This window comes from Antarctobacter sediminis (assembly GCF_019218285.1).
Classification (GTDB): Bacteria; Pseudomonadota; Alphaproteobacteria; order Rhodobacterales; family Rhodobacteraceae; genus Antarctobacter; species Antarctobacter sediminis.
On the sequence record NZ_JAHUZG010000008.1, the window covers coordinates 55805 to 81676 of the forward strand.

24 protein-coding genes are annotated in these 25872 nt (G+C 61.9%); 5 read left to right on the forward strand and 19 right to left on the reverse strand.

The window, feature by feature from the left end:
• The first annotated feature begins 99 nt into the window (after positions 1 to 99).
• Positions 100 to 918, forward strand: a complete 819-nt coding sequence (locus tag KJP30_RS23305) for an aldo/keto reductase (RefSeq protein WP_218451944.1) — start codon at positions 100 to 102, stop codon at positions 916 to 918.
• An 18-nt stretch (positions 919 to 936) separates the two neighbouring features.
• Here KJP30_RS23305 and KJP30_RS23310 read toward each other — a convergent pair whose 3' ends face one another.
• On the reverse strand, positions 937 to 2112 hold the full coding sequence (locus tag KJP30_RS23310; protein WP_218451945.1) for a cytochrome P450: 1176 nt from the start codon (positions 2110 to 2112) through the stop codon (positions 937 to 939).
• Between the two features lie 109 nt (positions 2113 to 2221).
• Here KJP30_RS23310 and KJP30_RS23315 point away from each other — a divergent pair, with 109 nt between their 5' ends.
• Positions 2222 to 2713, forward strand: coding sequence for a MarR family winged helix-turn-helix transcriptional regulator (locus KJP30_RS23315; protein ID WP_218451946.1), 492 nt, complete (start codon positions 2222 to 2224; stop codon positions 2711 to 2713).
• Positions 2714 to 2729: 16 nt separating this feature from the next.
• On the opposite strand, the gene KJP30_RS23320 is transcribed toward KJP30_RS23315, so the two are convergent.
• From KJP30_RS23320 to KJP30_RS23355, 8 genes are all read right to left on the reverse strand, one after another.
• Positions 2730 to 4334: a GMC family oxidoreductase gene (locus KJP30_RS23320; RefSeq protein WP_218451947.1), complete on the reverse strand. Its 1605-nt coding sequence runs from the start codon at positions 4332 to 4334 to the stop codon at positions 2730 to 2732.
• Positions 4335 to 4477: 143 nt separating this feature from the next.
• Entirely contained in the window at positions 4478 to 5980 is a 1503-nt protein-coding gene (locus KJP30_RS23325) for an aldehyde dehydrogenase family protein (protein WP_218451948.1), read from the reverse strand.
• A gap of 52 nt (positions 5981 to 6032) precedes the next feature.
• Positions 6033 to 6596: a hypothetical protein gene (locus KJP30_RS23330; RefSeq protein ID WP_218451949.1), complete on the reverse strand. Its 564-nt coding sequence runs from the start codon at positions 6594 to 6596 to the stop codon at positions 6033 to 6035.
• A gap of 17 nt (positions 6597 to 6613) precedes the next feature.
• Entirely contained in the window at positions 6614 to 7645 is a 1032-nt protein-coding gene (locus KJP30_RS23335) for a zinc-dependent alcohol dehydrogenase (RefSeq protein ID WP_246594721.1), read from the reverse strand.
• A gap of 10 nt (positions 7646 to 7655) precedes the next feature.
• Positions 7656 to 8597, reverse strand: a complete 942-nt coding sequence (locus tag KJP30_RS23340; protein ID WP_218451950.1) for an ABC transporter permease — start codon at positions 8595 to 8597, stop codon at positions 7656 to 7658.
• Between the two features lie 7 nt (positions 8598 to 8604).
• Entirely contained in the window at positions 8605 to 10107 is a 1503-nt protein-coding gene (locus tag KJP30_RS23345; RefSeq protein ID WP_218451951.1) for a sugar ABC transporter ATP-binding protein, read from the reverse strand.
• Positions 10108 to 10118: 11 nt separating this feature from the next.
• The gene (locus KJP30_RS23350) at positions 10119 to 11039 is read right to left on the reverse strand and encodes an ABC transporter permease (protein WP_246594722.1); all 921 of its coding nucleotides are present in this window, start codon (positions 11037 to 11039) and stop codon (positions 10119 to 10121) included.
• A 117-nt stretch (positions 11040 to 11156) separates the two neighbouring features.
• Positions 11157 to 12272, reverse strand: a complete 1116-nt coding sequence (locus tag KJP30_RS23355; protein ID WP_218451953.1) for a sugar ABC transporter substrate-binding protein — start codon at positions 12270 to 12272, stop codon at positions 11157 to 11159.
• 268 nt (positions 12273 to 12540) lie between these two features.
• Between KJP30_RS23355 and KJP30_RS23360 the strand changes: the two genes are divergently transcribed.
• The gene (locus KJP30_RS23360; RefSeq protein ID WP_218451954.1) at positions 12541 to 13188 is read left to right on the forward strand and encodes a TetR/AcrR family transcriptional regulator; all 648 of its coding nucleotides are present in this window, start codon (positions 12541 to 12543) and stop codon (positions 13186 to 13188) included.
• Here the strand turns inward: KJP30_RS23360 and KJP30_RS23365 are convergent.
• From KJP30_RS23365 to KJP30_RS23395, 7 genes are all read right to left on the reverse strand, one after another.
• Positions 13185 to 13616 (reverse strand): GlcG/HbpS family heme-binding protein, encoded by a 432-nt coding sequence (locus tag KJP30_RS23365; protein ID WP_218451955.1) that lies wholly within the window; start codon positions 13614 to 13616, stop codon positions 13185 to 13187. The two genes, KJP30_RS23360 and KJP30_RS23365, sit on opposite strands and share 4 nt — an antisense overlap.
• 31 nt (positions 13617 to 13647) lie before the next feature.
• Complete coding sequence (locus KJP30_RS23370) at positions 13648 to 15279, reverse strand: GMC family oxidoreductase (protein ID WP_218451956.1); 1632 nt, start codon at positions 15277 to 15279, stop codon at positions 13648 to 13650.
• Positions 15280 to 15372: 93 nt separating this feature from the next.
• Positions 15373 to 16119, reverse strand: a complete 747-nt coding sequence (locus KJP30_RS23375; protein ID WP_218451957.1) for an alpha/beta hydrolase — start codon at positions 16117 to 16119, stop codon at positions 15373 to 15375.
• A gap of 23 nt (positions 16120 to 16142) precedes the next feature.
• The gene (locus tag KJP30_RS23380) at positions 16143 to 16775 is read right to left on the reverse strand and encodes an IclR family transcriptional regulator (protein WP_218451958.1); all 633 of its coding nucleotides are present in this window, start codon (positions 16773 to 16775) and stop codon (positions 16143 to 16145) included.
• Entirely contained in the window at positions 16772 to 18112 is a 1341-nt protein-coding gene (locus KJP30_RS23385; RefSeq protein ID WP_218451959.1) for a substrate-binding domain-containing protein, read from the reverse strand. The genes KJP30_RS23380 and KJP30_RS23385 overlap by 4 nt, the downstream gene beginning before the upstream one ends.
• A gap of 58 nt (positions 18113 to 18170) precedes the next feature.
• Positions 18171 to 19454 (reverse strand): metal-dependent hydrolase family protein, encoded by a 1284-nt coding sequence (locus KJP30_RS23390; protein ID WP_218451960.1) that lies wholly within the window; start codon positions 19452 to 19454, stop codon positions 18171 to 18173.
• Positions 19455 to 19657: 203 nt separating this feature from the next.
• The gene (locus KJP30_RS23395) at positions 19658 to 20554 is read right to left on the reverse strand and encodes a LysR family transcriptional regulator (RefSeq protein ID WP_218451961.1); all 897 of its coding nucleotides are present in this window, start codon (positions 20552 to 20554) and stop codon (positions 19658 to 19660) included.
• Positions 20555 to 20698: 144 nt separating this feature from the next.
• Here KJP30_RS23395 and KJP30_RS23400 point away from each other — a divergent pair, with 144 nt between their 5' ends.
• The gene (locus KJP30_RS23400) at positions 20699 to 21121 is read left to right on the forward strand and encodes a DoxX family protein (protein WP_218451962.1); all 423 of its coding nucleotides are present in this window, start codon (positions 20699 to 20701) and stop codon (positions 21119 to 21121) included.
• Between the two features lie 93 nt (positions 21122 to 21214).
• A complete protein-coding gene (gene ygiD, locus KJP30_RS23405; protein ID WP_218451963.1) occupies positions 21215 to 22039 on the forward strand; it encodes a 4,5-DOPA-extradiol-dioxygenase in 825 nt (274 codons plus the stop codon).
• Between the two features lie 10 nt (positions 22040 to 22049).
• Here the strand turns inward: ygiD and KJP30_RS23410 are convergent, their stop codons facing one another.
• The 3 genes from KJP30_RS23410 to KJP30_RS23420 are packed head-to-tail and all read right to left on the reverse strand — an operon-like array spanning position 22050 to position 25830.
• A complete protein-coding gene (locus tag KJP30_RS23410; RefSeq protein ID WP_218451964.1) occupies positions 22050 to 23006 on the reverse strand; it encodes an ABC transporter ATP-binding protein in 957 nt (318 codons plus the stop codon).
• The gene (locus tag KJP30_RS23415) at positions 23003 to 24886 is read right to left on the reverse strand and encodes a dipeptide/oligopeptide/nickel ABC transporter permease/ATP-binding protein (protein ID WP_218451965.1); all 1884 of its coding nucleotides are present in this window, start codon (positions 24884 to 24886) and stop codon (positions 23003 to 23005) included. Before KJP30_RS23415 ends, KJP30_RS23410 begins: the two co-directional genes overlap by 4 nt.
• Complete coding sequence (locus tag KJP30_RS23420; RefSeq protein ID WP_218451966.1) at positions 24883 to 25830, reverse strand: ABC transporter permease; 948 nt, start codon at positions 25828 to 25830, stop codon at positions 24883 to 24885. Before KJP30_RS23420 ends, KJP30_RS23415 begins: the two co-directional genes overlap by 4 nt.
• Positions 25831 to 25872 lie beyond the last annotated feature (42 nt).

The following is a 25872-nucleotide window of genomic DNA, read 5'->3' on the forward strand; positions in this document are numbered from 1 at the left end:
TGGTTATTTGTAATATGCCAAAAGACACGAGTCGATCAAGGACGATTTTGACGTTTCGCCCCGTCAGGCCTAATCAGGAAATCCAGGGAGGACCACCTCATGAGCATCTATTTCCAGAAAACCTATCAGCGCAGTTTCGGAACCTACCCCCTGAAAGGGCAGGAATTGCACGACGCCGTACTGGCCGCGGCCGAGGTCGGCTATCGCGCCTTCGACACTGCGCAGATGTACGAGAACGAGACCGAAACAGGTGCCGCGCTCAAGGCAACTGGCATTGCGCGCAAGGATCTTTGCATCACCACCAAGGTGGACATCGCCAATTTCAGTGAAGAGAAATTCATGCCCTCGGTCGAAGAGAGCCTGAAGAAACTTCAGATCGAAAAGGCCGACGTGCTGCTGCTGCATTGGCCCACGCCCGGTTTTGACATCAAACTGTCGTTGCAACTGCTGCAACAGGCCTATGATCGTGGACTGACCGCCCATATCGGCGTGTCGAATTACACCGCCCAGATGATGCGCGATGCGAAATCCATCGTGGACGCGCCTCTGGTCACCAACCAGGTCGAGTTCCACCCGCTGCTGAATCAGGACAAGCTGCTGGCCGCCGCGACGGAAACCGGCATCCCGCTGGCCTCTTATTGCTCGGTTGCGCGGGGCGAGGTGTTCAAACATGCGATCTTTGGCGAGATCGGCACAGCCTATGGCAAGACAGCGGCGCAGGTGGTGTTGCGCTGGATTTTGCAAAAGGGTGTCAGCATCAACACCATGTCCACCAAGCCGGCCAATATCGCCGCCAATTTCGACGTGATGGATTTCACCCTCTCGTCCATCGACATGGACCGGATCGAAGAAATGACCAAGACCGGCTATCGCATCGTCGGCAAGGATCTGGTGCCCTACGCACCCGATTTCGACTGATCCACGTTCGGGGGCGGCTCAGGCCGCCCCTTTTCCCTCCCATGCCACGGGCATGGTCAGCGCGCCCCGGAACGCCCAGCCTCCAAACGGCACCTCACCGGCAAGCCGCAGCCCCTGCAAACGCTCAAAGATCTTTGGCACCGCGACCTCGGCGATCAGGCAGCGCGAGGCCCATGCCCCGGCGCAGAAATGCGGCCCTGCCCCAAAAGCGATCGAGGCGGCGGCGCTCTGCGTCATGTCAAAGACTTCGGGGCGCTCAAAAACCGTTTCGTCCCGGTTGCCCGATCCGAACATAAAAAACACCCGGTCGTCCGGTTCAAACGTCACGCCATGCACCTCGTAGCGCCGAGCGACCCTGCGCGGTGACATCCCGATGGGAGAGATCCACCGCGTGTATTCGTCAAAAGCCTCCATCCAGGTGTTATGCCCATCCAGAATCCGCTGCATCTGGTTCGGGTGCGTCAGCAAGGCCCAGACAAGCCCTGCGATCACGTCGCGGACCTCGTTCTGCCCTCCTGAAATGGCCAGCTTGACATTGGCGATGACCTGCTCCGGTGGCAGTCCTGCCTGTACCTGTACCGACAAAAGGCTGCTGTCCGGTGCCGCCGTCAGGTCAGGAAGGCGCGCGGCAATGCTGTCTTCGATGAAATCCGTGCAGGCACGACAGTTCGCCTCGACCTCCGGATCACCCGCATAATTTGCAATACCGTCGATCATACCCTGACTGACGCGGTCCATGTCTTGCCATGTCATGTTGGTCAGGCCGGTGATGATGCACAGCGCCTCGCCCGAGATCCGCCGGGCGATGTCGCGCACCATGTCGGCCTGCCCCTGCAGCGCGAGTTCCTTCAGCACTGCGTCAGTCATGCGGTCGAAGGCCGCCTTCCACGTGGTCTTGACCGTCTTGGGTGAAACCGTGGGAAAGATCGCCTTGCGCTCTGCCATGTGCGGCGCGCCGTCCTTGCGCATCATGTTCTGCCCCATCAGGCGGGTCATCAAACCGTCAGGCTGGTCCGAGGAAAACACGTCGATCTTTTTCTCATTCTCGAAAATATCGTTTCGGAGTGTCATCAGCGTCGCCCCCAGTTGCGGCACATAGGCCACGGGCGCGTCCCGGCGCAGGTGCGCAAGCACCGGATACGGGTCCCGCCAAAAACTGATCGGGTCGATTTCAATGATTGGCGCATTGGACATGGCACGGCTCCTCCCAGCGTGTTGACATGACAACACAGGAAATCGAGTTGTCATGTCAACACATTTCCGCCTAGTCTGCCTGCAACCGAAAAAATAGGCACAGCCCTACATGACCGACCTGCCTGACGAGATGTTCCTTGTCGCCCCCGACGGCGGCGATACGGCGACGCTCAGCTTTTCCCGGTCTCCGACCGTACTGCTAACCTTTGCTGCCAACCGGTTCACGCGAAATGCATCGCGCTATTATCAGGATCACTTCGGTATCGGGGCGATGGACTGGCGGATGCTGGTGATGCTGACCCGCGCACCGGGGTGCAGCGCAGCCCAAGCCAGCCGCACCATCGGCATCGACAAGGCCGCCGTCAGCCGCAGCCTCGCGCGGCTGGAAGACTCGGGTCTCGCCTTTGCGGAAAGCGAAGGAAACGACGAACGCCGTAAAAACTGGACCCTGACACCAAAGGGCCGCGACCTGCATGATCGCATTCTGAAAACCGCGCTGGAACGGCAAAAGGAATTGCTGAGCGGGTTTTCACCGCAGGAGGTCACGGAATTCACCGGCCACCTGCGGCGGTTGCTTGAAAACCTCGACAGGCTCGCCTGAACGACCGATCTGGCCTTCAGCGATTGCCCCGCACAAGGTCGGCCGCCTTTTCGCCGATCATGATGGTCGGCGCGTTGGTGTTCGATCCGACAAGGCTCGGCATGACCGAACTGTCGCAGATCCGCAGCCCGTCCACCCCGCGCACGCGCAGTTGCGGGTCGACCACCGCCATCGGATCGCTCTCTGCGCCCATCTTGCAGGTGCAGGTCGGATGATAGGATGTGCGGCCATACTGGCGGGCATAGGCCTCGTACTCGGCTTGCGTCTTCACAGTGTCATCGGGAAAGCGGATCTGCCTGATGTGCTTTTGCAGGCTGGCCTGCTCAAAGATCTCGCGGCTGATCTTGACCCCCTCGACAGAGGTTTTCAGGTCATCCGGGTGCGACAGGAACTTCGGATCCACCACTGGCAGATCCTCGGGCCGGCCGGACCGCAGGCGTACGGTGCCGCGCGATTTCGGCCGCAGGGTATAGCTGTTCAGCGTGATGCCGGACGATCCCTTGGGTACGCTTGGCACCCCGGCTTCGGCCCCTGCCCCGGCTAGGAAATGGAATTGCAGGTCAGGCACCTGCTGTGACCGGTCCGCGTACCAGAACGCGCCGCCCTCAACCACGTTCGAGGTCACAGGGCCGGAGTTGAACAGGTAATACTGCGCACCGGCCCAAGCCATCCAGTGCAGCTTGTTGTATTTGTCCAGACTTTGATGCCCGGTCAGTTCCGCCACGATGTCGATGCCGAAATGGTCATGCAGGTTTTCGCCCACGCCGGGCAGGTCGGCGATGACGTCGATTCCATGGTCACGCAGATGCGCCGCCGGACCAAGGCCGGACAGCATCATCATCTTGGGCGACCCGATGGCGCCAGAGGTCAGCAGAACCTCGCTTTCGGCGCGGGCGCTGTGCGCGCCTGATTTATCGGCATATTCAACGCCAACCGCCCGGCCATTCTCGATCACGATGCGGCGCACCAAGGCTCCGGTTTTCACCGTCAGGTTCGCGCGTTTCATCGCCGGGCGCAGATAGCCCACCGCCGCCGAACAGCGTCGCCCGTTCTTTGTCGTGGTCTGGTAGGCGCCTGCGCCTTCCTGAACAGCGCCATTGAAATCCGGATTATATGGCAGCCCGCGTTCCTGGCAGGCCTGCACAAAGGCCCGCGTCATCGGTTGCAGGTCCGGAATATTGGACACGCCCAGTTCGCCATCCGTCCCGTGCCAGTCGCCCGAAAGGATCGTGTTGCCCTCGGAGCGCAGGAAATACTTCTGGATCTCTTTGAAGGACCAGCCGTCGGCCCCCTCATCATTGGCCCACCGGTCGTAGTCCACCGGGTTGCCGCGGGTAAAGACCTCGGCATTGATCGAAGACCCACCGCCGATTACCCGCGCCTGCGCATAGGGAATTTCACGATTGTTGGCATGTTCCTGCGGCGCGGTGACAAGGCCCCACGTATGGGGCCCCGTCGTCATCTTGGCAAAGCCCACGGGCATGTGGATCAGCGGGTGGTTGTCCTTGCCGCCCGCCTCCAGCAGCAGAACACGGCAAGAGGGGTCCTGTGTCAGCCGGTTCGCAAGCACACAGCCCGACGATCCGCCGCCGACGATGATGTAATCGTATCCCTCTGCCATCTCCGCTCCTATTGTCGCCCTTCGCTGCCTGAGGGCTTTTAATTTGCCCTACCGCTACGCTGCCTGAGGGCTTTTGGTTTGCCCTACCGCTACGCTGCTTGAGGGCTTTTGGTTTACCCTACCGCTACTCTGCTTGAGGGCTCTTACTCGATCCAGGGTGTGCGTTTGCCGATCTCGATGTGAACCGATTTGACCTGCGTGTATTCCTCGACGCCGTACATACCCGCCTCGCGGCCCCAGCCGGACTGCTTGAACCCGCCCAGAGGCAGTTCGGGCCCACCGGCAAGTGTGGTGTTTACCCAGAAACGGCCCGCCTGCACGCGGCGTGTCACCATCAGCGCCTTGTCGATGTTCTTTGTCCATACCGAAGCCGCAAGACCGTATTCCGTATCATTGGCGATGGTGATCGCCTCGTCCACGGTATCAAAAGGCATGATCGTCAGCACCGGGCCAAAGATTTCTTCACGGGCAATGGCCATGTCGCTGGTAACGTCGCCGAACAGCGTCGGCGCGATATACTGACCCCGACCGAAATCCAGCTGTTCGCCCCCCGCGATCAGGCGCGCACCTTCGGCCTTGCCCTTTTCGATGTAGGACATGATCGTGTTGTTCTGTGCATCCGTAGTGATGGCCCCGATCTGGGTGCTCTCATCCAGCGGATCACCCACGCGGACCTTGGCGAACTTGTCCTGCACCATCTGGGCAAACTGATCCGCGACCGAGCGTTCCACGATCAGGCGCGAGCCCGACACGCAGCACTGACCGGTGTTGAACCCGATTCCAAAAGCCACGCCATCGGCGGCATCCTCGAGATCGGCATCGGCAAAGACGATCTGCGGGTTCTTGCCCCCCAGTTCCAACCCAAGCTTCTTGAAGTTGGTACGGCCCGCGGCTTCGACCACGCGGCGACCCACGGCGGTCGACCCGGTGAAGGACAACATGTCAACACGCGGATGTTCCAGCAGCGCCTGCCCGATGCTGGAACCCGAACCGGTGACGACGTTCATGCAGCCCGCCGGCAAGCCCGCCTCGGTCAGGATCTCGGCAAGGATCAGCGTTGTGGCGCTGGTCACTTCCGAAGGTTTGGCAACAATCGTGCAACCCGACGCAAGGACATAGGGCACCCGTTCGCACAGGATCAGGAACGGAAAGTTCCACGGCGTGATGATACCCACGACGCCCACGGGTTCGCGCGTGACCAGCCCGAACATCCCGTCCCCGAGATTGTTGAAGCTGTCGCCATGCAGCGACCGCGCCAGTCCGCTGGCGTATTCGAACATATCGGCGCATCCGCCGACTTCGGCGCGGGCCTGACTGATCGGTTTGCCGTTCTCCAGCGTTTCCCAATAGGCGATTTCATCAAGACGCTCGCGGATCAAAGCCCCTGCCTTCAGCAGAACGGCCGCACGCGCCTGCCCGTTCAACCCGGACCAGCGACGGTCGTCAAAGGCGCGGCGCGCGGCATCCACTGCCATGTCCAGATCCGCGCTGGTGCATTTCGGGATAAGGGTCACCGGCACGTCATGACCGGGCGAGCGGCGTTCGAAAACCTCGCGGTCGCCTGCCGCGACAACCGCGCCATCAACGTAAAAGCCAAATTCGCGCGCCTGCTCGGGCGGCGACAACCTGTTGCTCATCTGGTCCATTTTTCTCTCCTTGTGGCCGCGCGGCGAATGGCGCGGCCTGCTATGGGTGCGCTCAGCTGGAAGCGTCCAGCCCGTCGCGCCAATCATTCCAGCCGCCATCGACCGAGGACGGCGCATCGTGCCACTGGTGCATGACCTGTCCGGTGGCGGGATCCTTGTCCGGGATCGGCAGGCTCATGATGTTCTTGCAGGCGACGTAGTAGAGATCGTCCGACAGGAACTCTTCCTGGATGTTGTCCCAGTCGCGCCCACCGGCGTAGCCGCCGCACATCATGATATCGTCCGAGGCATCCACATGTTCATGGCTGACGCCCGCCGGCATGACGATCACGCCCCCCGCTTCGATGCGGACGCGGGTCCAGCCGCCTTCGCCGACGGACAGGTTGAATTCCATCCAGCCCTGCGCACAGCCAAGGCATTCGTGGCTGGTCGAATGAAAATGCGCGTAGTGATAGACGCCCGGATATTCCCAATTGTTGCCCCAACCATTTTCGCGGAACCGCCGTTTCACCGCTTCGGTACCGCCGCCGGGAACGGCGTTGCGGTGAACCAGCAGGGGAAAGCGGCTGTTGGGGATCTTGCCTTGCGGCTTGGACGTATAGGCTTCGGTGGTCATGGCTTGTACTCCTCGTCTCAGGTCATGACGATCTGTGTTTTCAAATCCAGTGGCCGGTCGGCGAATGTATCGAAAGCGGCCTGAATGTCGGTCAGCGCATAACTGGCCCCGGTAAAGGCTTCTGTCTTGATGCGGCCATGCACCAGCAGGCTCAGGGCATCGTGCATATCCTGCCCCATGCCCGCGACAGATCCCTTGACCGAGTTCTCTTGTAGGATCGTATCGAGGATCGGCAGGGCCAGCGTCTCTTCGGCGCCGGTCAGACCAAAGGCCGCCAGATGACCACCCTTACGCATCAGTTTCAGCGCCTGCCTGTAAAGCGCGGGCAAGCCGACGCTTTCGATCACAATATCAACGCCGCGGCCTTCGGTGGCGTCCATGACGGCCTGCTTCAGACGCGCGGGATCGCTCACCCCGATATCCGCCCCGCAATCCAGTGCCATCTGCACGCGCTCTGCCGACAGGTCGGTCACGATGATCGGCGCCGCGCCGATGGTTCGCAGCAACTGGACGTGCAGGTTGCCGATCGGCCCCGCGCCCATGACCAAGACCGACTGGCCAAATGTGATCTGCGCCTTGCGCGCGGCGCGCACCACGCAAGACAATGGTTCGGTCAGGGCCAGAACCTCGTCCGCCACATGGGCCGGCGCGGGGATGACCAGCCGCGCAGGCACCACCATGTATTCGGCAAACGCACCGTCCATGGTGATCCCCATCTGTTGCATTTCGGGGCAGTTCAGGATCTCGTTGCGGCGGCACCAATAGCATGCGCCACAGCCAATGTTCATATCGACCACCGCCTTGGAACCCAGCGTCAGTCCCGTGACATCCGCACCAAGCGCCTGGATCGTGCCGGTAAACTCATGCCCGGGCACCATGGGCAGGCTGTCCGCCGCATAGTTGCCGTGAAAGATATGCATGTCGGTGCCGCAGACCCCGACGCGGGCGATCCGGATCAGCACCTCGCCCCGGCCGGGTTTCGGGATCGGGCGGTCTTCGATCTCGAAATGCCCGGGACGGGTCAGAACTGCGGCTTTCATCATCTCCATCACCGCCCCCTTACTTGACGATCCGCAGCTTGGACCGGTCGATGGTCAGGGCGATGGCAACGATCAGGATGATGCCAAAGACCATCTGCTGCATGGTGGCGTCGATTTCGAAATACAGCATCGAAGCCCGGATCACCGCAACGATCAGCGTGCCGATCAGCGTATTGACCACGCCACCCACACCGCCGGTCAAAGGCGTGCCCCCGACCAGCACCGCCACGATGGCGGGCAGAAGAAACCCGTTGGCCAGCGTCGGCGCACCGCCCGACAGCTTGACCGAGAACAGCAAGCCCGCAATCGCTGCCAGCATCCCCGAAAGGGCAAAGGCCATGATCTTGATGCGGGTCACGTTCAGCCCCGAGGCCACAGCCGCGAGTTCGCCCGCGCCGACCGCCTTGAGCGCTCGGCCAAAGGTTGTGCGGCTCTGCACGAACAACATGGCCAGCAGCAGAATGGCCCCAACAAAGATTTCATGCGGGATGCCAAAGCTTTCCCCGACCATCCACCCAAAGGAGGCGTCACGCAGCGTGGCATCCATATACAGCGCACGCTGGCCGGAAAGATACTGCGCGGTCGAATAGGCCACCCCGCCCACCGCAAGGGTCGAAACGAAGGAAGGGACCAACAGTTTCGTGGTGATAAAGCCCGACAGCGCGCCGACGACCAGCCCGCCCAGAATACAGACCACCGCCGCGCCGATGCCCAGTGTCGGCAGGGTCACGGTGGCAACGACGGTGGTCATGTTTGCGACGGATTGCGCCGACAGGTCGATACCGCCGATGTAGATGGCAAAAGTCAGACCCAGCGCCATGATGAACAGCGGCATGATGTCCGCCACCATCGAAACAAGGTTCTGCGGGCGCAGGAAATTGGCGTCGGCGATGCCCACGATCACCACGAGGATCAAAAGGGTGATCCAGGGCAGATGCGGCTTGATGCGTTCGATGCTCATGGCGTCCTCAGGTCATGTGGTGAACGAGGTCATAAAGGCTGGGCTTGTCGCCCGGGCGCCCGTGAAAGACCTGTTGCGTTTCGCCGTCCTTCAGGACGTGGATCGTGTGCGACAGGCCAATGGCCTCTTCCAGCGTGTCCGCCACAAGGATGATCCCCGCGCCGTCGTCGCACATTTCGCGGACCATGTCGTAGACGTCTTCCTTGGCCCCGATATCAAGGCCTCGCGTCGGGTGGTCCAACAGGATGATGTCCGACCCGCCGGACCGCCATTTGGCAAGAACGACCTTTTGCTGGTTGCCGCCGGACAGGCCGCCGCAATCCTTGTAGACATTCGGCGTCTTGATCTTCAGGCGCTTGACCCAATCCTCGGCCAGCGCCTTTTCCGCGCCGATGCGTAGAACGCCGCCGCCGGAATAGTTCCGCATCTGGCTCAGGGTCATATTCTCGTAGACGTTCATTCCGCCGACGATGCCTTCGATCTTGCGTTCACGCGGAACGTAACCGACGCCCGCCGCCACGCTGCCTTGCGCGTTGAGCCGGTTGGCGGTCTGATCCTTGATGACCACGGTGCCGCCGGTCGGCTTTTCAAGGCCAAAGATCGTTCTCAGGATCGCCTCGCGGCCCGAGCCTTCGGTGCCGACAAGGCACAGCACTTCGCCCCGGTGCAGGTCGAAACTGACATTGGAATACTTACCCTCGACAGAAACACTTTCGAAGCGGACAAGTACCTCTTCACCGTGCGGCTTCTGTTTTTGCTCGCGATAGTATTCCTTGTCGACGTCGCGACCGACCATCTTGTGCTGGATTGCATCGACCTGGGCGTTGTCATGGTCGACCACGTCGACCACTTCGCCGTCTTTCATGACATAGACCCGGTCGGACAGTTCCAGCACCTCGTCCATCCGGTGACTGACAAAGATGAACGAGGCCCGCTTGGTCAATTCCCGCACCAGCGAGAAAAGCAGTTCCACCTCTTCGCGCGCCAGAACCGAGGTCGGCTCGTCCAGCAGGATCACCAGATCTCCATCGACGCGCTCTTCCAGTGTCAGCACCTTGGCCAGTTCCACCAGCTGACGCTGCGCAAAGGACAGCTTTGCCGTTACGGTCGAGGGGTCGATGTCCAGCTTGACCTTGGCCAACTGCTTTTTCGCTGCGGCGGCCATCTTCTTCCAGTCGATGACCCCGAAATTGACGAACTGCTTTTCGAAACCAAGAAAGATGTTTTCCATCACCGTCAGGTTGGTGATCAGGCTTTGCTCCTGGAACACCATGCCGATGCCGTGCTCCATGGCCTGTCGGGGGTTCTGGAACCGCACCGCCTTGCCGTCGATGGTGATCGTGCCGCCATCCGGCTGATAGGCACCGTAGATCACCTTCATCAGGGTGGATTTGCCAGCGCCGTTTTCGCCCACCAGACCGACGATCTCGCCGCGGCCGATGGTGAAATCCACGGCTTTCAGCGCGTGCACCCCGGGGAATTTCTTGTCGACCTTGCTGAGTTGATACATGGTCCCCTCCCCTATTTCACAAAGGCGATGGATTTGCGGTCGGTCGACAGGACCACCGCCGCGATGACCAGCGCGCCCAGAACGCCGTCCTGCACGTATCCGGGCAGGCCGATGACAACCATGCCATTGCCGATGACATTGACGATCAGCACGCCGACCAGCGTGTTCCAGACCCCGCCTATGCCGCCCCAAAGCGCGGTGCCGCCGACGACGACCGAGGTGATCGACATGAACATGAAATTGTTGCCCGTCGCCGTTTCGGCGATGCCGATCCGACCCACCGCCAACAGCGCGCCGACCGCATAGAACATCCCCGCCAGCATAAAGCCCAGAACGCGCACCTTGTTCACGTTCAGACCCGAGGCATGGGCCAGTTCCTCACCGCCGCCCACGGCGTAAAAGTTGCGGCCAAGCGTGGTGCGCGCCTGGATGAACCACGCAATGAGCACGAACAACCCGGCCACGTAGACCATCACCGGAAAGCCGAACCAGCGTTCGGTCAGCAGGCCGCGAAACACCTCGTCTTCGACCCGGATGCGGTCGCCGCCGGTCAGCAGCAGGGCAAACCCGGTTCCGACGAACCCCATGGCCAGCGACGCCATGAATGACGGGATCTTAAGCTTGACGTGGACCAACCCGTTGATCAGCCCGATCGCGGCACCGACGAGGATGGCCAGAGGCAGGGCAAGGATCCCCAAGCCCAGAACCGTGCCCCCCAAACCTATGAAGGCGAAGGCAAAAACCACGGCAGACACGGAAACCGTGCCTTCCATCGACAGGTCGATGGACCCCATGATGATGATGAAGGTCACGCCAATCGCCACCATCAGGGCCGGCGAAGACGAGATCGCAATCCGGGCAAGGTTACGCACCGAGAAAAAGCGCGGCTCCAGCACTGTAAAGAAGGCGATCAGGACCAATAGGACGATCAACGGGGCCCATTTGACAAGGGCCTCCCGGGAGAGATTGCCGGACAAGAGGCACCTCCGATGGATTTGCAGTCGGGGAAAGGGGGTGAGGCGGCCGGCGGGCAGCCGCCTCGCAAGGCCTTACTTGTACTGGATCTGACCGTTGGTCGGCCCCCAGAAGTCGTTCCAGTCATAGGTCGGAACGCTGTCAAGGTAGTTGGCCTTGAACTCTGCCGCATCCTCGGGCGTGATCAGGATGGTCGGCCCATAGAATTCGCGGTGCTCATGCGGCTCTTCGGAAGGTTTGAAGCTGCCGATGGCGGCATGATAGGCCAGCGCCGCGGTGATACCGCCGCCCCAATGCGGGTTGGTAAAGACGGTGGCAAGGATCTTGCCTTCCGCCACCAGGCCCACAGCCTGAGGGTTGCCGTCGTAGGATACGATGGGCATGTCGTCGATACCTTCGGCACGCAATGCTTCCAGAACACCATAGGCGATGGTGTCATTCGCACAGTGAACGCCGGTGATCTCGTCGCCGAAACGGGTGAGGAAAGCACTCATGACCTGGTTCGCTTTCTGGGTATCCCAATCGGCCGGCTCGGCGGCCAGCAGTTCGATGTCGGGATAATCCTTCAGCGCGTTCTTCAGTCCTTGCAGACGCTCGATTGCCGGGTTGTTCGAAGCAATCCCGCCAAGGTGGACAACGCCACCCTTGCCGCCCATCGCCTCCAGCAGGATGCGCGCGGTCTGTTCGGCCGGGCCTTCGTCCGACCAGGTCATGTGGCTGACGTAGTTGTCGCCGAAATCCCACGGATGCAGGTCGTCGGTCTTGTTCCAGATGGTCGAGACATAGCCGCCGGCCTCTGCCACGGCTTCAACAACAGGGCGGCAGTTCGGCGCATCGTTGGTGTCGATGGCCAGCGCCAGTTCGCCATTGGTCTTAGCCAGGAGCGACTTCACGTCGCCCAGCGATTTCTCGGACGACCCTTCGTTGATCAGGTGCGTGAGAGCGTCCTTGGACTTGCCAAGGCTTTCGACGAAAGCCTCGCCACCAGAAACGATTTCGTTCCAGTAGGGATTGGTGCGGTTCCGATAGGACCATGCGATCGTCGGATCGGAGTAGGTCGCCGCCATTACCGGCGACGGGCCGAACATCTTGGCCGCCGCGGCACCGGAAATGCCGTAGGCCGACGCCAGAAGGAAATTCCGGCGGCTCAGTTTTTCTTTCTCGATGAAGTCCTTGATGAACGTCGACATTGGTAGTCCTCCCTTGAAGCAACGTGATCTTGCTGCCTTCGCACCCACAGTATCGGCATCGTCTCCCACGGTTCCGACGGGTGCGGCCTCCGGATCGATTCCGGCGTAACGCACTAACTAGTTACTTTATTGGTTGCGAGAACGTCAATAGAAAAGCAGACTGACTCTCGCCACAATCTGGACTGGAGTGCGGAAACATGAACTTTGACCATCCCCGCCGGAATGCGTTAGGACCGGACAACGCTGGATCCCGCAGGCAAGAAGACCGATGACCGAAAAACCCGAAAAACGGCAACGCGACGCCGAAGCGACGCGCGCCCGCATCCTTGCGGCCGCCAAGAAGGAATTTGCCAAAAACGGTCTGGGTGGCGCCCGCATCGACGAGATCGCCGATCGCGCCAAGGCCAACAAGCGGATGATCTACCACTATTTCGGCAACAAGGAGGACCTGTTCCGCATCGTCCTCGAAGAGGCCTATCTGGACATTCGCGCCGCCGAGCAAAAGCTGGACCTGGAACACCTACCAGCCAAGCAAGCGCTGGAAACCTTTGTTCGCTTCACTTGGGAATACTACCTCAAGAACCCCGAGTTCATCACTCTCGTCAACAGCGAGAACCTTCACCGGGCACGGCACCTGAAGAAATCCGAACGCGTCGGACCGGCGCAGCGGCGTCTTGTTGGCATGGTCGAGGAAATTCTGGCCCGGGGCGTCGAGGAAGGTGTGTTTCGCAACGGGATCGACCCGGTCCAGCTCAACATCACCATCGCGGCAGTCAACTATTACTACCTGACCAACCGTTACACCGGCGCGCTGTTGTTCGAACGGGACATGATGGACAAGGACGCGCTGGATGCGCGGATCGCCTTCAACCTTGAAACCATCATGCGCACCGTCTGCATCGACCCCGAAGGTTAACGCGGCTCCAGCCCGGCGGCGCGGATCGCCGCCTCGGCGCAGGCGATGTCTTCGTGTTCCTGCGCACCGGACACGCCAAGACCTCCGATGCAGGTATCGCCGTCAAGGATCGCGACGCCGCCGCCCCATGTCAGCAGCCGATGGCGTGTCGACAAGCCCAGCGACAGGGTCTCGCCGCTGGCCATCCGCTCTCCGAACGCCTTGGAGGATTTGCCAAGCGTTCCAGCCGTATAGGCCTTGTCCTGCGCGAAATCCCCGATTGGCGCGGCCACGCCGGCCGTCCGCGAAAAGGCCACGAGCCCGCCAAAGGGATCGACGACGGCCGCCGCGATCTCCCACCCCTGCGCCTTCGCATAAGCAATTGCGGCAGCCGTGATTTCCTGCGCAGCCTCGGGTGAAACGATGCGGCGCGTGACGGTTTTATCCATAATGTTCTCCTGGCAGGTACGGATGCGCCGGTCAGGCGCTCACAAGGTCCGAAGGGGCAAGAGCCGAGGGAGGAAACAGCCCTTGCCCTCGGATCAGATCGGCACCTTTTTCGCCGATCATGATCGTTGGTGCGTTGGTATTGGACGAATTGATCGCCGGCATGATCGAAGCGTCGCAGACGCGCAGCCCGTCAAGTCCATGCAACCGCAACTGCGGGTCCACGACGGCATCAGCTCCCTGTCCCATGCGGCAGGTGCCGACCGGATGATGGTCCGTCTTGGCGATTTTGCACGCGTATTCGAACAGCGCGGACCGGTCCCGGATTGCCGGACCCGGCAACACCTCCTTGCGGACGAAACCGCTAAGCGCGGGTTGCGCCAGAATCTCACGCGCCATCTCCAGCCCCTTGAGCGCCATGTCGAGGTCATAGGGATCGGCCCAGTAGTTCGGATCAATCAGCGGTGCGGCCAAGGGATCGGCGCTGGCCAGCCGGACGCTCCCCCGTGATCGGGGCCGCATGAATGCACTGTTCAGCGTGATCCCCGCGCCGTTGATTTTGGCAATCCCCTTTTCGATCCCCGACCCTTGCCCAAGATGAAACTGGATGTCAGGGGACCGTGCCGCCGGATCGGCATAGGCAAAACCGCCCGTTTCGAACAACGAGGCCGCCGCCGGCCCCGACCGAAACAGCATGTATTGCAGTCCCGCCCACGCCGTCTTGTGCAGGCGATCCCAGCCGTCATAGCTGTGCGGGCCGGTCAGTTCGGAAATGGCGCACAGATCGATGTGATCTTGCAAGTTGGCACCCACGCCGGGCAGATCATGGACGATATCAATCCCCAGATCCCGCAAGTGATCCGCCGGTCCGATACCCGACAGCATCAACAGGCGCGGCGATCCGATCGCGCCAGAGGAAAGGATCACCTCGCGCCCGGCGCGCACCTGTTCCCGGCGACCGTCCTTGAGATATTCCAACCCGGTTGCGCGTTCCTTGTCGACCAGCACCCGCAGCGCCTGCGCGCCGGTCATAACGATAAGGTTCGACCTTGTTTCGGCGGGGGCCAGATAGGCAACCGCCGCCGAGGACCGCCGGACATCGCGCTGGGTCAGTTGGTAGTAACCGACACCTTCCTGAAAGGCCCCGTTGAAATCGGGGTTATAGGGCAATCCATACTCCTGCCCCGCCCGGATGAACGCATCACAGACCGGCAGGGTCGCGCGCGGCATCGACACGCCCAGAGGTCCGTCGATACCGTGGTAGGTGTCATTGAACCTTTCATTGCCTTCGGCCCTTTTGAAATAGGGCAGGACATCACGATAGCCCCATCCGTCACAGCCGTGTTCCCCGGCCCAGGCATCATAATCCAAGGCATGGCCGCGCGTGTAGATTTGCGCATTGATCGAAGACCCGCCACCGATGACCTTGGCCTGCGTGAACCAGATGCTGCGGCCCTGCATGTGCTTTTGCGGAACGGTGCTCCATCCCCAGCTGGCGATGCCTTTGGTCATCTTTGCGAAACCGGCGGGCCAGTGGAACAACAGGTTGCGATCGCGGCCCCCGGCCTCCAGCAGGAGGACGCGCACCCCGGGATCCTCGCTCAGCCGTCCCGCAAGGACGCAGCCCGCAGATCCACCGCCCGCGATCACATAGTCAAACTCCACCGTCCCCTCCCTGCTGTAACCATACAGTTACTTACAGCTACGCCGCGCAAGCCCTCCGTGTCAAGGATATCGCGATCCAGCAAACGGACGCTGTCAGAGCGCAAGCATTTCGGCGCACAGGGCCTTTGCATGCGCGGTCGCGGCCCATGTCAGCGTCATGTGGTCTGCATCCGGCAAAACCCGCCACCCTGCCCGTCCCGCAGAGGCCATCAATGCCGATCCGCGAAGGAATTCATAGGTTTCCGCCGATCCATTGACATAGAGAACCGGCGGGCGTCCGGCCCTGGGGGCAAGGCTGTGGGTCGCCACCTCCTGCTCCGTCAGGTTCAGTTCCGCCTGTAGAAAGGACTGCGCGGCGGGCCGCAGATCATAGACACCGCTCAACGCAATAACCCCGGCTGTCCGCGCCGCTATACCGGGATCGGCCAGCGACGACACAGCAAGATGCGCACCGGCGGAATGACCGATCAGAACCAGCCGCTTGCCCACGAACCGCTCTGCCAAACAGCGCAAGCCGTCCTGCGCGTCCCGCACGCAATGATCCAGCCGCACCCCGGGCATCAGTCGGTACTCCAGATTGGCAACCGTCGCGCCCAGCGCGCCGAAGCCAGCCAGCATGAACCGATGATCCTCTGCTCGCAGTGCCCGCCAATAGCCGCCGTGGATCACGACGGGCAACAAGTCCCCTGTGCCACTGCCATGGGTCCATTCCACCCATTGACGAGCTTCCTGCCCATAGGCTTTGCGGTCAAAGGCCCGCCCTAGCGAATATTCGGCGCTTTCCGCTGCCATTCGGTCCAGATAGGCTGCGAACTCTGGCAAAATGGTCGAAAATTGCATTTGGCGGTTCCAGAAATCCTCTGTCACTGCATGTCCTCTTCGTTTTCAGTCAAACGGTGTACGGCAGTTTGCAGCGCTTCTGTCAGATCGGTTTCCGGGCGGCGCCCGCTGGCGCGCACCAGACCCAGCATCACCTGCCATCTGCCGGCCTGCGTGGCAGGGCAAAGGCAGACAGACAACCGCCGCCCAGTCTCGCTTGCCTTTGGCAAGAGATCAGCGGCAAAGCTCTGGCGCGGCACCTTGCGGTCCACGTTCACCAGCAAGTACGCAAGCCCCAGCACGGTGTTCTCTGTCAACCGCCCCAACGAATAGGGCCCCAGAACAAGCTCTGATCCACAGACCATCGCCACAAAGGACGTATGCTGCGTGGCCTGCCGCAATCCCAAAAGCACCGGCGGAATCCTAGGCGCCAGATCCCCCGCGCCAAAGGCCTTGAGCCCACTTCCAAGCGCGGCGCTTCCCGGCAGGTAGACACCGGTCACATCCCGCCGCAGGAATGACTCGGCCTCAAGGTTCGCCACGTGGCGATAGCCGGAACTTAACGGCATGTCCGCCTTCTGGATCAGGCTGGCCGGGGTCGGACAGGCCTCTTGCCGGGGGGCGCTCATCAATGCATCGAATTGTTCGACGGCCTTGTCATACGGGGTGCGTGTCATGATCCGGCCACCCTTCCCTGTCGGACCGTCCCGCCACGCAATGCCGGACCTTGGGACAGGATGGCATCATCGCCAAGATCCCATGCCACATGGCGCTCTGCCCAAAGATCAGCCTTGACCGAGGCGGTTTCCTGCCCACGTGGCAGGACCACCTGAACGGGCACTTCGACCCGCTGAGGAACAGGCACCCCGCAAAGCACGTCGATGGCCACCTCGATTGCCCGCGCGCCCATGCTTGCGGGATAATCAAGGGCCGCCATGGGCACCTTGTTGTGCAAACACAGCTTGTACATGCGGTTCAGGTCGCCCCCGGTGTGCAACGGGACCGGCAGGCCTTCCTCAAGGAACAACCGAACCGACCCCACCCCCTGAAGCCCGCTGTCACACCAGACCGCGTCCGGCGGTTGCCCCGCCTCGGCCAGCAGTTTTGCTGCCGCCGCGTGGCCCCCATCTTCGGTCCAGTTCGTATAGCTGACGTTCTCGACCCGGATGCCGGGAAACTCGGAGAATATTGCAAGTGCAGCCTGCTGCCTGCGCAGCACCGGGCTGGCCCCTTCCAACCCGGACAACATCCAGACCGTGCCCTGACCGCCCAGCCGCTCGGCGATCCACAAGGCGCTGGTCCGCCCGATGCGATGGTCGCTGGCCGTCACGAAGGACACAAGCGAACCGCGCTCGTTCGGGCGCCTGTCGACGGCAACAATCGGCAAACCGCCATCGGCAAGGTCACGCAGTCGCGCGCTGAGCGCCGCATTGGTGACAGAGGCAACCGAGACCAGCAAGAGATCAACGCCCGCTTCGACAAGCGAGTCGATCTGGCGGCACTGGCGATCCGGGTCATCCCCGGCATCCAGATGGATCAATTCGGCAATCTGGGGCTGGGCGATCTTGCGGGCGTAGGACATGCTTTCCAGCAACGCACGCCGCCACGCATTGCCGGTCGACGCGTTGGAAAACCCGATGCGCCAAGGTGCCGGCCGGCGAAATCCCGCAGTTTCGACCACCCGCACCAGACGCGGATCCCATTCGAAGGCGACCGGGCGCGCTGCGTCCTCGCCGGAATGCCGTTGCACCGCCAGTTTGCGACCGCCACGCTTCACCGGCGGTTCCAGCCCCGAGAATGCCAACGCCCGGCTACGCGGTCCAAGCCGCAACAGGCCATGGTCCACACGTTCCAGCCAGCCCGCCACGGTCATCGCCCGCAGCAGGCCAAAACCGGTCGATCGGGAGCCTCCGATACTGTCGATGATCTCATGTGTGCGGCGTGGCGTATTGGCATTGTCAAAGCCTTTGAGGATCGCGGCAATCCGAGCGATATTCGACGTGTGATCCAGCATTCTCATGCCCGACCCAAGGCATTGGGCGCGCAACCCTCGCTGTCTGCCAGGCGCCGCCTCACCCTGCAGCCCGGATCAGGCCGTCGGCCCGTATGCCGTGCAGGGGATCCTTGAACAGAACACCGTCCTTCATGATCATCGCAAGGTTTTCCTGATGTTGCAGCAGGCTGACATCCTGCGTGACATCGCCCCGCACAAGCAAGAGGTCCGCAACAAAGCCCTCACGCACCTCTCCCAACTCCCCGCTGCGCCCCATCAGGCTTTGCCCCACGCTCGTGGCGCATTTCAGCGCGTCGATGGGATCATAACCGAAAAAGCGCACGAAATGTTCGATGTCCCGGGCGTTTTGCCCCATAGGAGTGACGGCGAAACCGTAGTCGCCGCCCACGACCACACGAATGCCGCGCTTGCGGATTTCGTGATACGTGGCACAGGTTGCATCGAACTTGCGGAACAGGTGCAAATCTTCGGCCACCTCGGAAGTGATGCCCGCCGCATCGCCCTCCTTGGTGCAATTATGCACGAGCCCAAAGGCTGGGCCGACCCAGATCCGGTCCTTGGCCGCTTCCAGCATGTCCAGCGCTTCTTCATCGGCAAAATCGCAATGATAGATACAGTCGACCCCGGCACGGATCGCCCGCTTGACGCTTTCGGAGGACCGCGCATGTGCCGCAACTTTCTTGCCAAAGGCATGGGCCACGCGCACCAGCGCCTCGATTTCCTCGGGCTCTGTTGGCGTAATTTCGGCCCGTGCGTGTGATACGAACTCGTCGCCCGAAATGTTGATCTTGAGCACGTCGACACCATCACGGATACATTCACGGGCCACGCGGCGGAATTCATCCGGGCCGTCGGCGACAAGGCCGAAACTTTCCTGATGGATGTGGCGCATCCTTTCATCCCCAAGACCGGCCGTCGTGGTGATCTCGGGGCTGCCCGCCAACATGCGGGGACCATCTATCAAGCCGTCGTCGATGGCGTTGCGGGCCGTGACCCCCAACATGGGCTTGGCCGAGGCCGCCTCGAAAATCGACGTGAAACCGTGGCTCAACAGCAGGCGCAGGTTCTGCGCGGTCAGCAACATATGTTGTTCCGGGCTGACCCGGCCCAGTTCAGCCGGATCGGTGATGCCGGTAAAGCTGGGGTGGCAATGCCCCTCGACCAATCCGGGCATCAGGGTACAGCCGCTGCCATCGATGATCCGGGCATCGTCTGGATGTACAGTGCTGCCGGCCTTGGCGATGTCGGCGATCCGGTTCCCTCGGATGGTGACCGTTGCGTCTTGTGTTGCGCCGGATGTGCCATCCCAGACGCGGGCGCCCTTGATTACAATGTCCGCCATCATTCTCCTCCACTTGATTGCGGGCGCGGCAGTTGATGCCGTCACGTTTTCTTCAAGCCTGCCGTGCGACAGCCTCCGGAGGAAGAAAAGCCAAGGTAAGTTTCACCATAATTTGGACTAATCCGATAAATGGCACCTGCCAACCACCAACCCCATGCAACATGGTCGGATTGCTATAGGACGCCCCTGTCAGGTGATTGGGCCTAGAGAATTCCGGCGGACCCTATGTCCCGAAGGGCAAAGTCGATCAGCGCCCGCACTTTTCGCGGCAAGACGCGCCCTTCCAGATAGACCGCGCTCAACGCCCCGGCTTCACCTTCGTAGGCGGTCATGACCGGCACCAGCCTCCCCGCTGCCAGTTCCGACCAGACCGCAAACCGCGGCGCATAGGCCAATCCCTGTCCTGCAAGCGCAAGTTCCGCCGCAGCACGGGCAGAGTTGACGTGAAACCGCCCCTCGACATGGGCAACGTGCTCGGCCCCGTCGCGCAGAAAGCGCCACCGCCGCGGAATGCGCCGGTTGGTATCCACGATACAGCTATGCGCCGACAACTGCTCGGGTGCCTCTGGCGCGCCATGCGCCGCGACATAGGATGGGCTGGCCACCAGCAAGGAGCGGGACTCGCCCAGCTTGCGCGCCTTTAGCGACAGCATCTCGGACTGCCCGATGCGAAAGGCAAGGTCGATGCCTTCGCTGGCCAGATCGGCGAAACTGTCCGACAGCCGCAAATCAAGGCTCAGACCCGGATTTGCCTCGGCAAAACGCCCCAGCATCGCGGCAAGATAGATTTCACCCAGAGTGACCGGAGCCGAGACCCGGATCACCCCGGCAAACCCGCGCGACCCTTCTGCCACCTCTGCCAGAAGGTCATCCAGATCGTCCAACAGCGCAGGTGCGCGCGCCAACAGATCTGCCCCCGCCGGGGTCAGGCCAACCTTGCGCGTAGTGCGCTGGAACAGGCGTACCCCCAGACGTGCCTCCAATTCGGCCACATATTTCGACGTCAACCGGTTTGATACGCCCAGCCGGTCCGCCGCGGCCGTGAAAGAGCCCGTCTGTGCCGTGGCCACGAAAGCGCGCAATTCGTCGGTGATGTCCATATCGTCAATTCAGAACGTTTTGAGGATAGTCATACAATAAATTCTCCATTTTGTTGACACTCGGCAAGCCCTAATTTGGCCTCACAACGTCAAGCCGACCGGGCAAACGCCCTCACCGGCCACAAGGTCTCAAAGGAGTTTCCCATGACCACGCAAGCCTCATCCGACTATGCCGCCGCCGCCCTGCGTCTTTCGACCGGTGCGCTTTTCCTTGCCCATGGCTGGCTCAAAGTCAGCGTCTTCACCATCCCCGGCACCGTCGCCTATTTCGAAAGCCTTGGCCTGCCCGGCCTGCTGGCCTATCTGACGATCTTCGCAGAACTGGCCGGTGGCGCGGCGCTGATCCTTGGCGTGGCGACCCGCCTTGTGTCGCTGGCGCTGATCCCCGTGCTGCTGGGCGCTGTCTGGGCGCACTCCGGCTTTGGCTGGACCTTCTCCAGCGAAGGCGGCGGCTGGGAATTCCCGCTGTTCTGGGCCGTTGTTCAGGGCACCGTTGCGCTGCTTGGCGCTGGAGCCTTTGCCCTGCGGGTTCCGGCCCTTCAACGCTCGCTGGGTCAGTTCGCCTGATCGCGCTATGATCCCACCCGGCCCGTCGACCCAAGTGGCATCGGCGGGCCGTCCTGCTGTCAAAGGGCACCTTGCCCGCGAAAAGGAAACAACATGTCCGTTGCACGCGATCTTGCCGCCCTGAAGGATAGCCTGAAGACCTCTGACCGGATGCCTCTGGTCTTTCTCGGCCATGGCAGCCCGATGAACGTGATCGAAGACAATGCCTATAGCCGGGCCTGGTCCGAGCTGGGACAAAGCCTGCCCCGACCGCAAGCCATCCTCGTGGTGTCCGCGCATTGGATGACCAAGGGCACCACGCTGGTGGATGTCTCTGCCGTGCCGCGCATGATCTATGACTTTTACGGATTTCCCGAACCGCTGTACCAAGTTGACTATCCCGCCAAAGGGCAGCCGGATCTGGCCCGCGAAGTGGTCAGCCTGCTGCAAAGCCACCACGCCGAGGAAGACGACCGCTGGGGCCTTGACCACGGTGCATGGGCGGTTCTGAAATTCCTCTATCCCGGGGCCGATGTGCCGGTCTTTCAGGTCTCGATCGACATGAGCCGCGGGCTGGATCACCAGCTTGAGGTTGGCCGCGCCCTTATGGCCTTGCGCGACCGCGGCGTTCTGATCCTTGGCTCGGGCAATATCGTCCACAACCTGCGCGCCATGCGTCCCGGTGCCCAGCCGATGGACTTTGCGGCCGAATTCGACTCGCTGTTCACCGACCGCCTGACCGACCGGGATCTTGACGCCCTTGTGGACCGCGACGCCCTTGGGGCGCTGCTGACCGCCGCACACCCGTCGGTCGATCACTACCTGCCGGCCCTGACGGTTGCGGGGGCATCGGATGAAAAGGACGCGCTGACTTTCATGACCGACAGCATCGACCTCGGTTCGGTTTCGATGCGGTCTTTTGTATTCCACGCGGCGTGACGCCCCGCCATCAGCCCGCGTCCAGCGGATGGAAACAGGCCACCTGCACCGATCCTCCGTCCAGTTGCGGCACCTCTTTGCGGCACCGTTCGCTGGCACGCGGACAGCGCGCCGCAAAGGCGCAGCCCGGCGGCGGGTTCAAGGGATCGGGCAATTCGGTTTCCTTCGCTTCCGGCGGAGTCAGCGGGCGCCCCACCACAGGCGCACTATCGGCCAACAGCTTGGTATACGGATGGCGCGGCGCGCCAAATATCTCTTCGGCGGGGCCCAATTCCACGACAGAGCCGAAATACAGCACCGCGATCCGGTCACTGACCGCCTCGACCACCGCAAGGTCATGGCTGATGAACAGGTAGGTCAAGCCAAATTGCTGCTTCAGGTCCGCCAACAGGTTCAGCACTTGCGCCTGAACCGAAACATCCAGCGCCGAAACGGGTTCGTCCAGGATCAGGATGCCGGCCTGAGCCGCCAAGGCCCGCGCGATCCCGATCCGCTGCGCCTGCCCGCCGGAAAATTCGTGGGGATAGCGGTCAAGGAACTCTTCGCGCAGGTTCACGCTGGCAAAAATCTCGGCAATGCGTCGGTCGCGTTCGGGTTTTGCCAGACCGTGCAAACGCTTTAGCGGGGCCTCCATGATCTGCCGCACGGTCTTGCGCGGGTTCAGGGACGAGATCGGATCCTGAAAGACATACTGGATGCGCTTGCCAAAAATCGCCGGATCGGCATTGTCCAGCGCCGCGCCCTCGATCTCGATCTGTCCGGTCGTCGGCTCCAGCAACCCCACAAGCATCCGCGCCAAGGTGGATTTGCCACAGCCGGATTCCCCGACGATGCCCAGCGTCTCTCCCTTGTTCACGGTCAGCGAAATCGGATGCACCGCCTTGACCGATCGCTTGGCAGCGGAAAACAACCCGCCACCCACCGGAAAGCTCTTGGACAAGCCGGTCAGTTTCAACGCCTCGGTCATTCAGCAGCCTCCGTCAGTGGCGTCACGGGATGCAGGCAACGCACCGCGCGCAGCCCTTTGCGGTCAAGCGCGATCTCGCCTGTCCGGCAATCCGCCTGCGCCCGGTCGCACCGATCTGCAAAGGCACAGCCTGCGGGCAACCTGTCCACAACCGGCGGCAGGCCCGGGATCGCCTCCAGCCGTCGCCTACCCTCGCCCAGTTCCGGAACACAGGCCATAAGCCGCGCCGTATAAGGATGCCTCGGCGCTTCCAGAACCGATTGCGTCGGCCCCTCCTCGACGATGCGGCCCGCGTACATGACCGCCACCCGGTCACAAAGCTGCCCCACCACGCCGAAATCATGCGTGATAAAGACAATCCCCAACCCGCGAGACCGCCGCAAATCATCCAGCAGCGACAGGATCTGCGCCTGAACGGTCACGTCCAGCGCCGTGGTCGGTTCATCGGCGATGATGATATCCGGGTCATTGGCCAGCGCCATGGCTATGCCCACGCGCTGGCGCATCCCGCCCGACATTTCGTGCGGGTAATCAGTGATCCGGTGTTCCGCGTTGGGAATGCGCACCGACTTCAGCAACTCGATGGCCCGCGCCTGCCCCTCGGCCCGGCCAATCGGACGGTGGGCACGGATCGCCTCGATCAACTGGTCGCCCACCTTGTAAAGCGGATGCAGCGTCGCCAGCGGATCCTGAAAGATATAGGCCACGTTGCGCCCCCGCATATCCCGCAGGCGGCGATAAGGCGCGCCGATCAGATCCTCGCCGTCATAGCGCACCGCCCCGCCCGTGATGACCCCGGGGGGAGAGGCGACCAACCCCATGACCGACAGCGCCGTCACCGATTTGCCTGACCCGCTTTCGCCAATGATCCCAAGGCACTCGCCCGGCTCCACATGCAGCGACACACCGCCCACGGCGCGATAGATGCGGTCCTTTACGTGGAACTGGGTCTGCAAGTCCTGCACCTCCAGCAAGCCCCGCCCCTCGGCCGCCGGCACCTGTTCGCGCCGCCGAACCATGGTTGCCGCCATAGGGCGCGACAGCGCGCCGGACTTCAACCTCGGGTCCAAAGCGTCGCGCACACCATCCCCCAGCAGGTTGATCGACATGACGATGATCAGGATCATCACCCCTGGCACAACCGAGGTATGAGGATTGGTGATCAGCGCCGAACGCGCCTCACCCAGCATCGAACCAAGGTCCGCCTGCGGCGGCTGCGATCCCAGCCCAAGAAAGGACAGGCCCGCGGTTTCGAGGATCATCCAGCCGATGGTCGTGGACATGGCGATCACGATGACCGGGATTACGTTGGGCAGAATCTCGGTCAGGATGATCCGACCGTTCGACAGACCGGCCAGCCGCGCCGCATCGACAAATTCCTTATGCGCGATGCCCACGGTGATGCCCCGGATGTTGCGGGCGAAAAACGGCACATTCACCGCCGCCACGGCGATCAGCGCATTGAACAGCCCCGGGCCAAGCGCCGCGACAATGGCCAGCGCCAAAAGGATATAGGGAAAGGCCATCAACATATCGACACCCCGCATGATCAGGTTGTCGGTCCGCCCGCCGTAGAACCCGGCGACAATCCCGATGGCCGCCCCCAGCGTCGCCGCCACCACGGCGGCGGCAAATCCCACCGCAAGGCTCAACCGCGTGCCCCACAACAGCCGCGACAGCAGGTCCCGCCCAAGGTGATCCGTTCCCAAAAGCGCCCCTTTGGAAAAAGGCTTTTGGAACCGCGCGGCGGTATTGGTCACATTCGGTTCGGCCAGCGGCAACAGGGGGGTTACCAGCGCCAACAACACCACCAGACTCAACACGATGCCCCCGGCCAGCGCCAGCCGGTTGCGCGCCAGCAATCTCAGAAACCCGATCATGTCTTGATCCTCGGATCCAACAGGCTTTGCGCCACGTCGACGACGATATTGAACAAGACGTAACAGGCGGCGACAAAGACAACGCCCCCCTGCACCAACAGGATGTCCCGCTTGAGGATGGCATCAACCAGCATGCGACCCACGCCCGGCCACTGGAACACGATCTCGATATAGACCGCCCCCGACAGGACGAACCCCGCCTGAATCCCCAGCACCGGGATGATCGACACCATGGCCGCCTTCAGCGCATGGCGCCAGATCACGCCGCGCTCATGCACCCCCTTGGCGCGCGCGGTGCGGATGAAATCCTGCCGCAACACCTCCAGCATGGCAGACCGCGACAGCCGCGCGATCACACCCGTGGCCACCACCGCCAGCGCGCTTGCCGGCAGGATCAGGTGATCCAGCAGGGCCCAGATGTCCCGCGCCCCATAAATCGGCCACATGCCGGAAACCGGAAACAACCGCAGGTTCACCGCGAAATAAAGGATCATCATCATGCCCAGAAAGAAACTCGGGATCGAGATGCCCAACAGCACGACAAAGGTGATCGCCTTGTCTGCCCAACCATACTGGTTGGCGGCAGAAACAACCCCCGCCATGATGCCCAGCACCGAACACAGGACAAATGACGTCCCGGCAAGGATCAGCGTGCCATTGAACCGCTCCAGAACCTCGTCGATCACAGGACGGTTGAGCGAGAAACTGGTGCCGAAATCCCCGGTCAGCATATTGCCCAGCCAGATGAAATACTGTGCCACCAGCGGCTTGTCCAAACCCAGATCCCGGTTCAGCTTCTCGACATTCTCCGGCGAGGCATAGCTGCCAAGGATCGCCGTCGCCGGATCTCCCGGGATCAGCGCCATGATCAGGAAAACGATCACCGTGATCCCCAGCAGGACCGGCACGGCAGAGATCAACCGCCCCAGAATGTAGCGCCCCATGCAGGCCCCCTTTCAAGGATTCAAACCCTCAGGTCTTCTTCT

Bases quoted from the DNA above. Each gene is read 5' to 3' on its own strand.
- KJP30_RS23305 (WP_218451944.1), top strand. From the start codon at position 100: ATGAGCATCTATTTCCAGAAAACCTATCAGCGCAGTTTCGGAACCTAC.
- KJP30_RS23310 (WP_218451945.1), bottom strand. From the start codon at position 2,112: ATGTCCAATGCGCCAATCATTGAAATCGACCCGATCAGTTTTTGGCGG.
- KJP30_RS23315 (WP_218451946.1), top strand. From the start codon at position 2,222: ATGACCGACCTGCCTGACGAGATGTTCCTTGTCGCCCCCGACGGCGGC.
- KJP30_RS23320 (WP_218451947.1), bottom strand. From the start codon at position 4,334: ATGGCAGAGGGATACGATTACATCATCGTCGGCGGCGGATCGTCGGGC.
- KJP30_RS23325 (WP_218451948.1), bottom strand. From the start codon at position 5,980: ATGGACCAGATGAGCAACAGGTTGTCGCCGCCCGAGCAGGCGCGCGAA.
- KJP30_RS23330 (WP_218451949.1), bottom strand. From the start codon at position 6,596: ATGACCACCGAAGCCTATACGTCCAAGCCGCAAGGCAAGATCCCCAAC.
- KJP30_RS23335 (WP_246594721.1), bottom strand. From the start codon at position 7,645: ATGGAGATGATGAAAGCCGCAGTTCTGACCCGTCCCGGGCATTTCGAG.
- KJP30_RS23340 (WP_218451950.1), bottom strand. From the start codon at position 8,597: ATGAGCATCGAACGCATCAAGCCGCATCTGCCCTGGATCACCCTTTTG.
- KJP30_RS23345 (WP_218451951.1), bottom strand. From the start codon at position 10,107: ATGTATCAACTCAGCAAGGTCGACAAGAAATTCCCCGGGGTGCACGCG.
- KJP30_RS23355 (WP_218451953.1), bottom strand. From the start codon at position 12,272: ATGTCGACGTTCATCAAGGACTTCATCGAGAAAGAAAAACTGAGCCGC.
- KJP30_RS23360 (WP_218451954.1), top strand. From the start codon at position 12,541: ATGACCGAAAAACCCGAAAAACGGCAACGCGACGCCGAAGCGACGCGC.
- KJP30_RS23365 (WP_218451955.1), bottom strand. From the start codon at position 13,616: ATGGATAAAACCGTCACGCGCCGCATCGTTTCACCCGAGGCTGCGCAG.
- KJP30_RS23375 (WP_218451957.1), bottom strand. From the start codon at position 16,119: ATGCAATTTTCGACCATTTTGCCAGAGTTCGCAGCCTATCTGGACCGA.
- KJP30_RS23380 (WP_218451958.1), bottom strand. From the start codon at position 16,775: ATGACACGCACCCCGTATGACAAGGCCGTCGAACAATTCGATGCATTG.
- KJP30_RS23385 (WP_218451959.1), bottom strand. From the start codon at position 18,112: ATGCTGGATCACACGTCGAATATCGCTCGGATTGCCGCGATCCTCAAA.
- KJP30_RS23390 (WP_218451960.1), bottom strand. From the start codon at position 19,454: ATGGCGGACATTGTAATCAAGGGCGCCCGCGTCTGGGATGGCACATCC.
- KJP30_RS23395 (WP_218451961.1), bottom strand. From the start codon at position 20,554: ATGGACATCACCGACGAATTGCGCGCTTTCGTGGCCACGGCACAGACG.
- KJP30_RS23400 (WP_218451962.1), top strand. From the start codon at position 20,699: ATGACCACGCAAGCCTCATCCGACTATGCCGCCGCCGCCCTGCGTCTT.
- ygiD (WP_218451963.1), top strand. From the start codon at position 21,215: ATGTCCGTTGCACGCGATCTTGCCGCCCTGAAGGATAGCCTGAAGACC.
- KJP30_RS23410 (WP_218451964.1), bottom strand. From the start codon at position 23,006: ATGACCGAGGCGTTGAAACTGACCGGCTTGTCCAAGAGCTTTCCGGTG.
- KJP30_RS23415 (WP_218451965.1), bottom strand. From the start codon at position 24,886: ATGATCGGGTTTCTGAGATTGCTGGCGCGCAACCGGCTGGCGCTGGCC.
- KJP30_RS23420 (WP_218451966.1), bottom strand. From the start codon at position 25,830: ATGGGGCGCTACATTCTGGGGCGGTTGATCTCTGCCGTGCCGGTCCTG.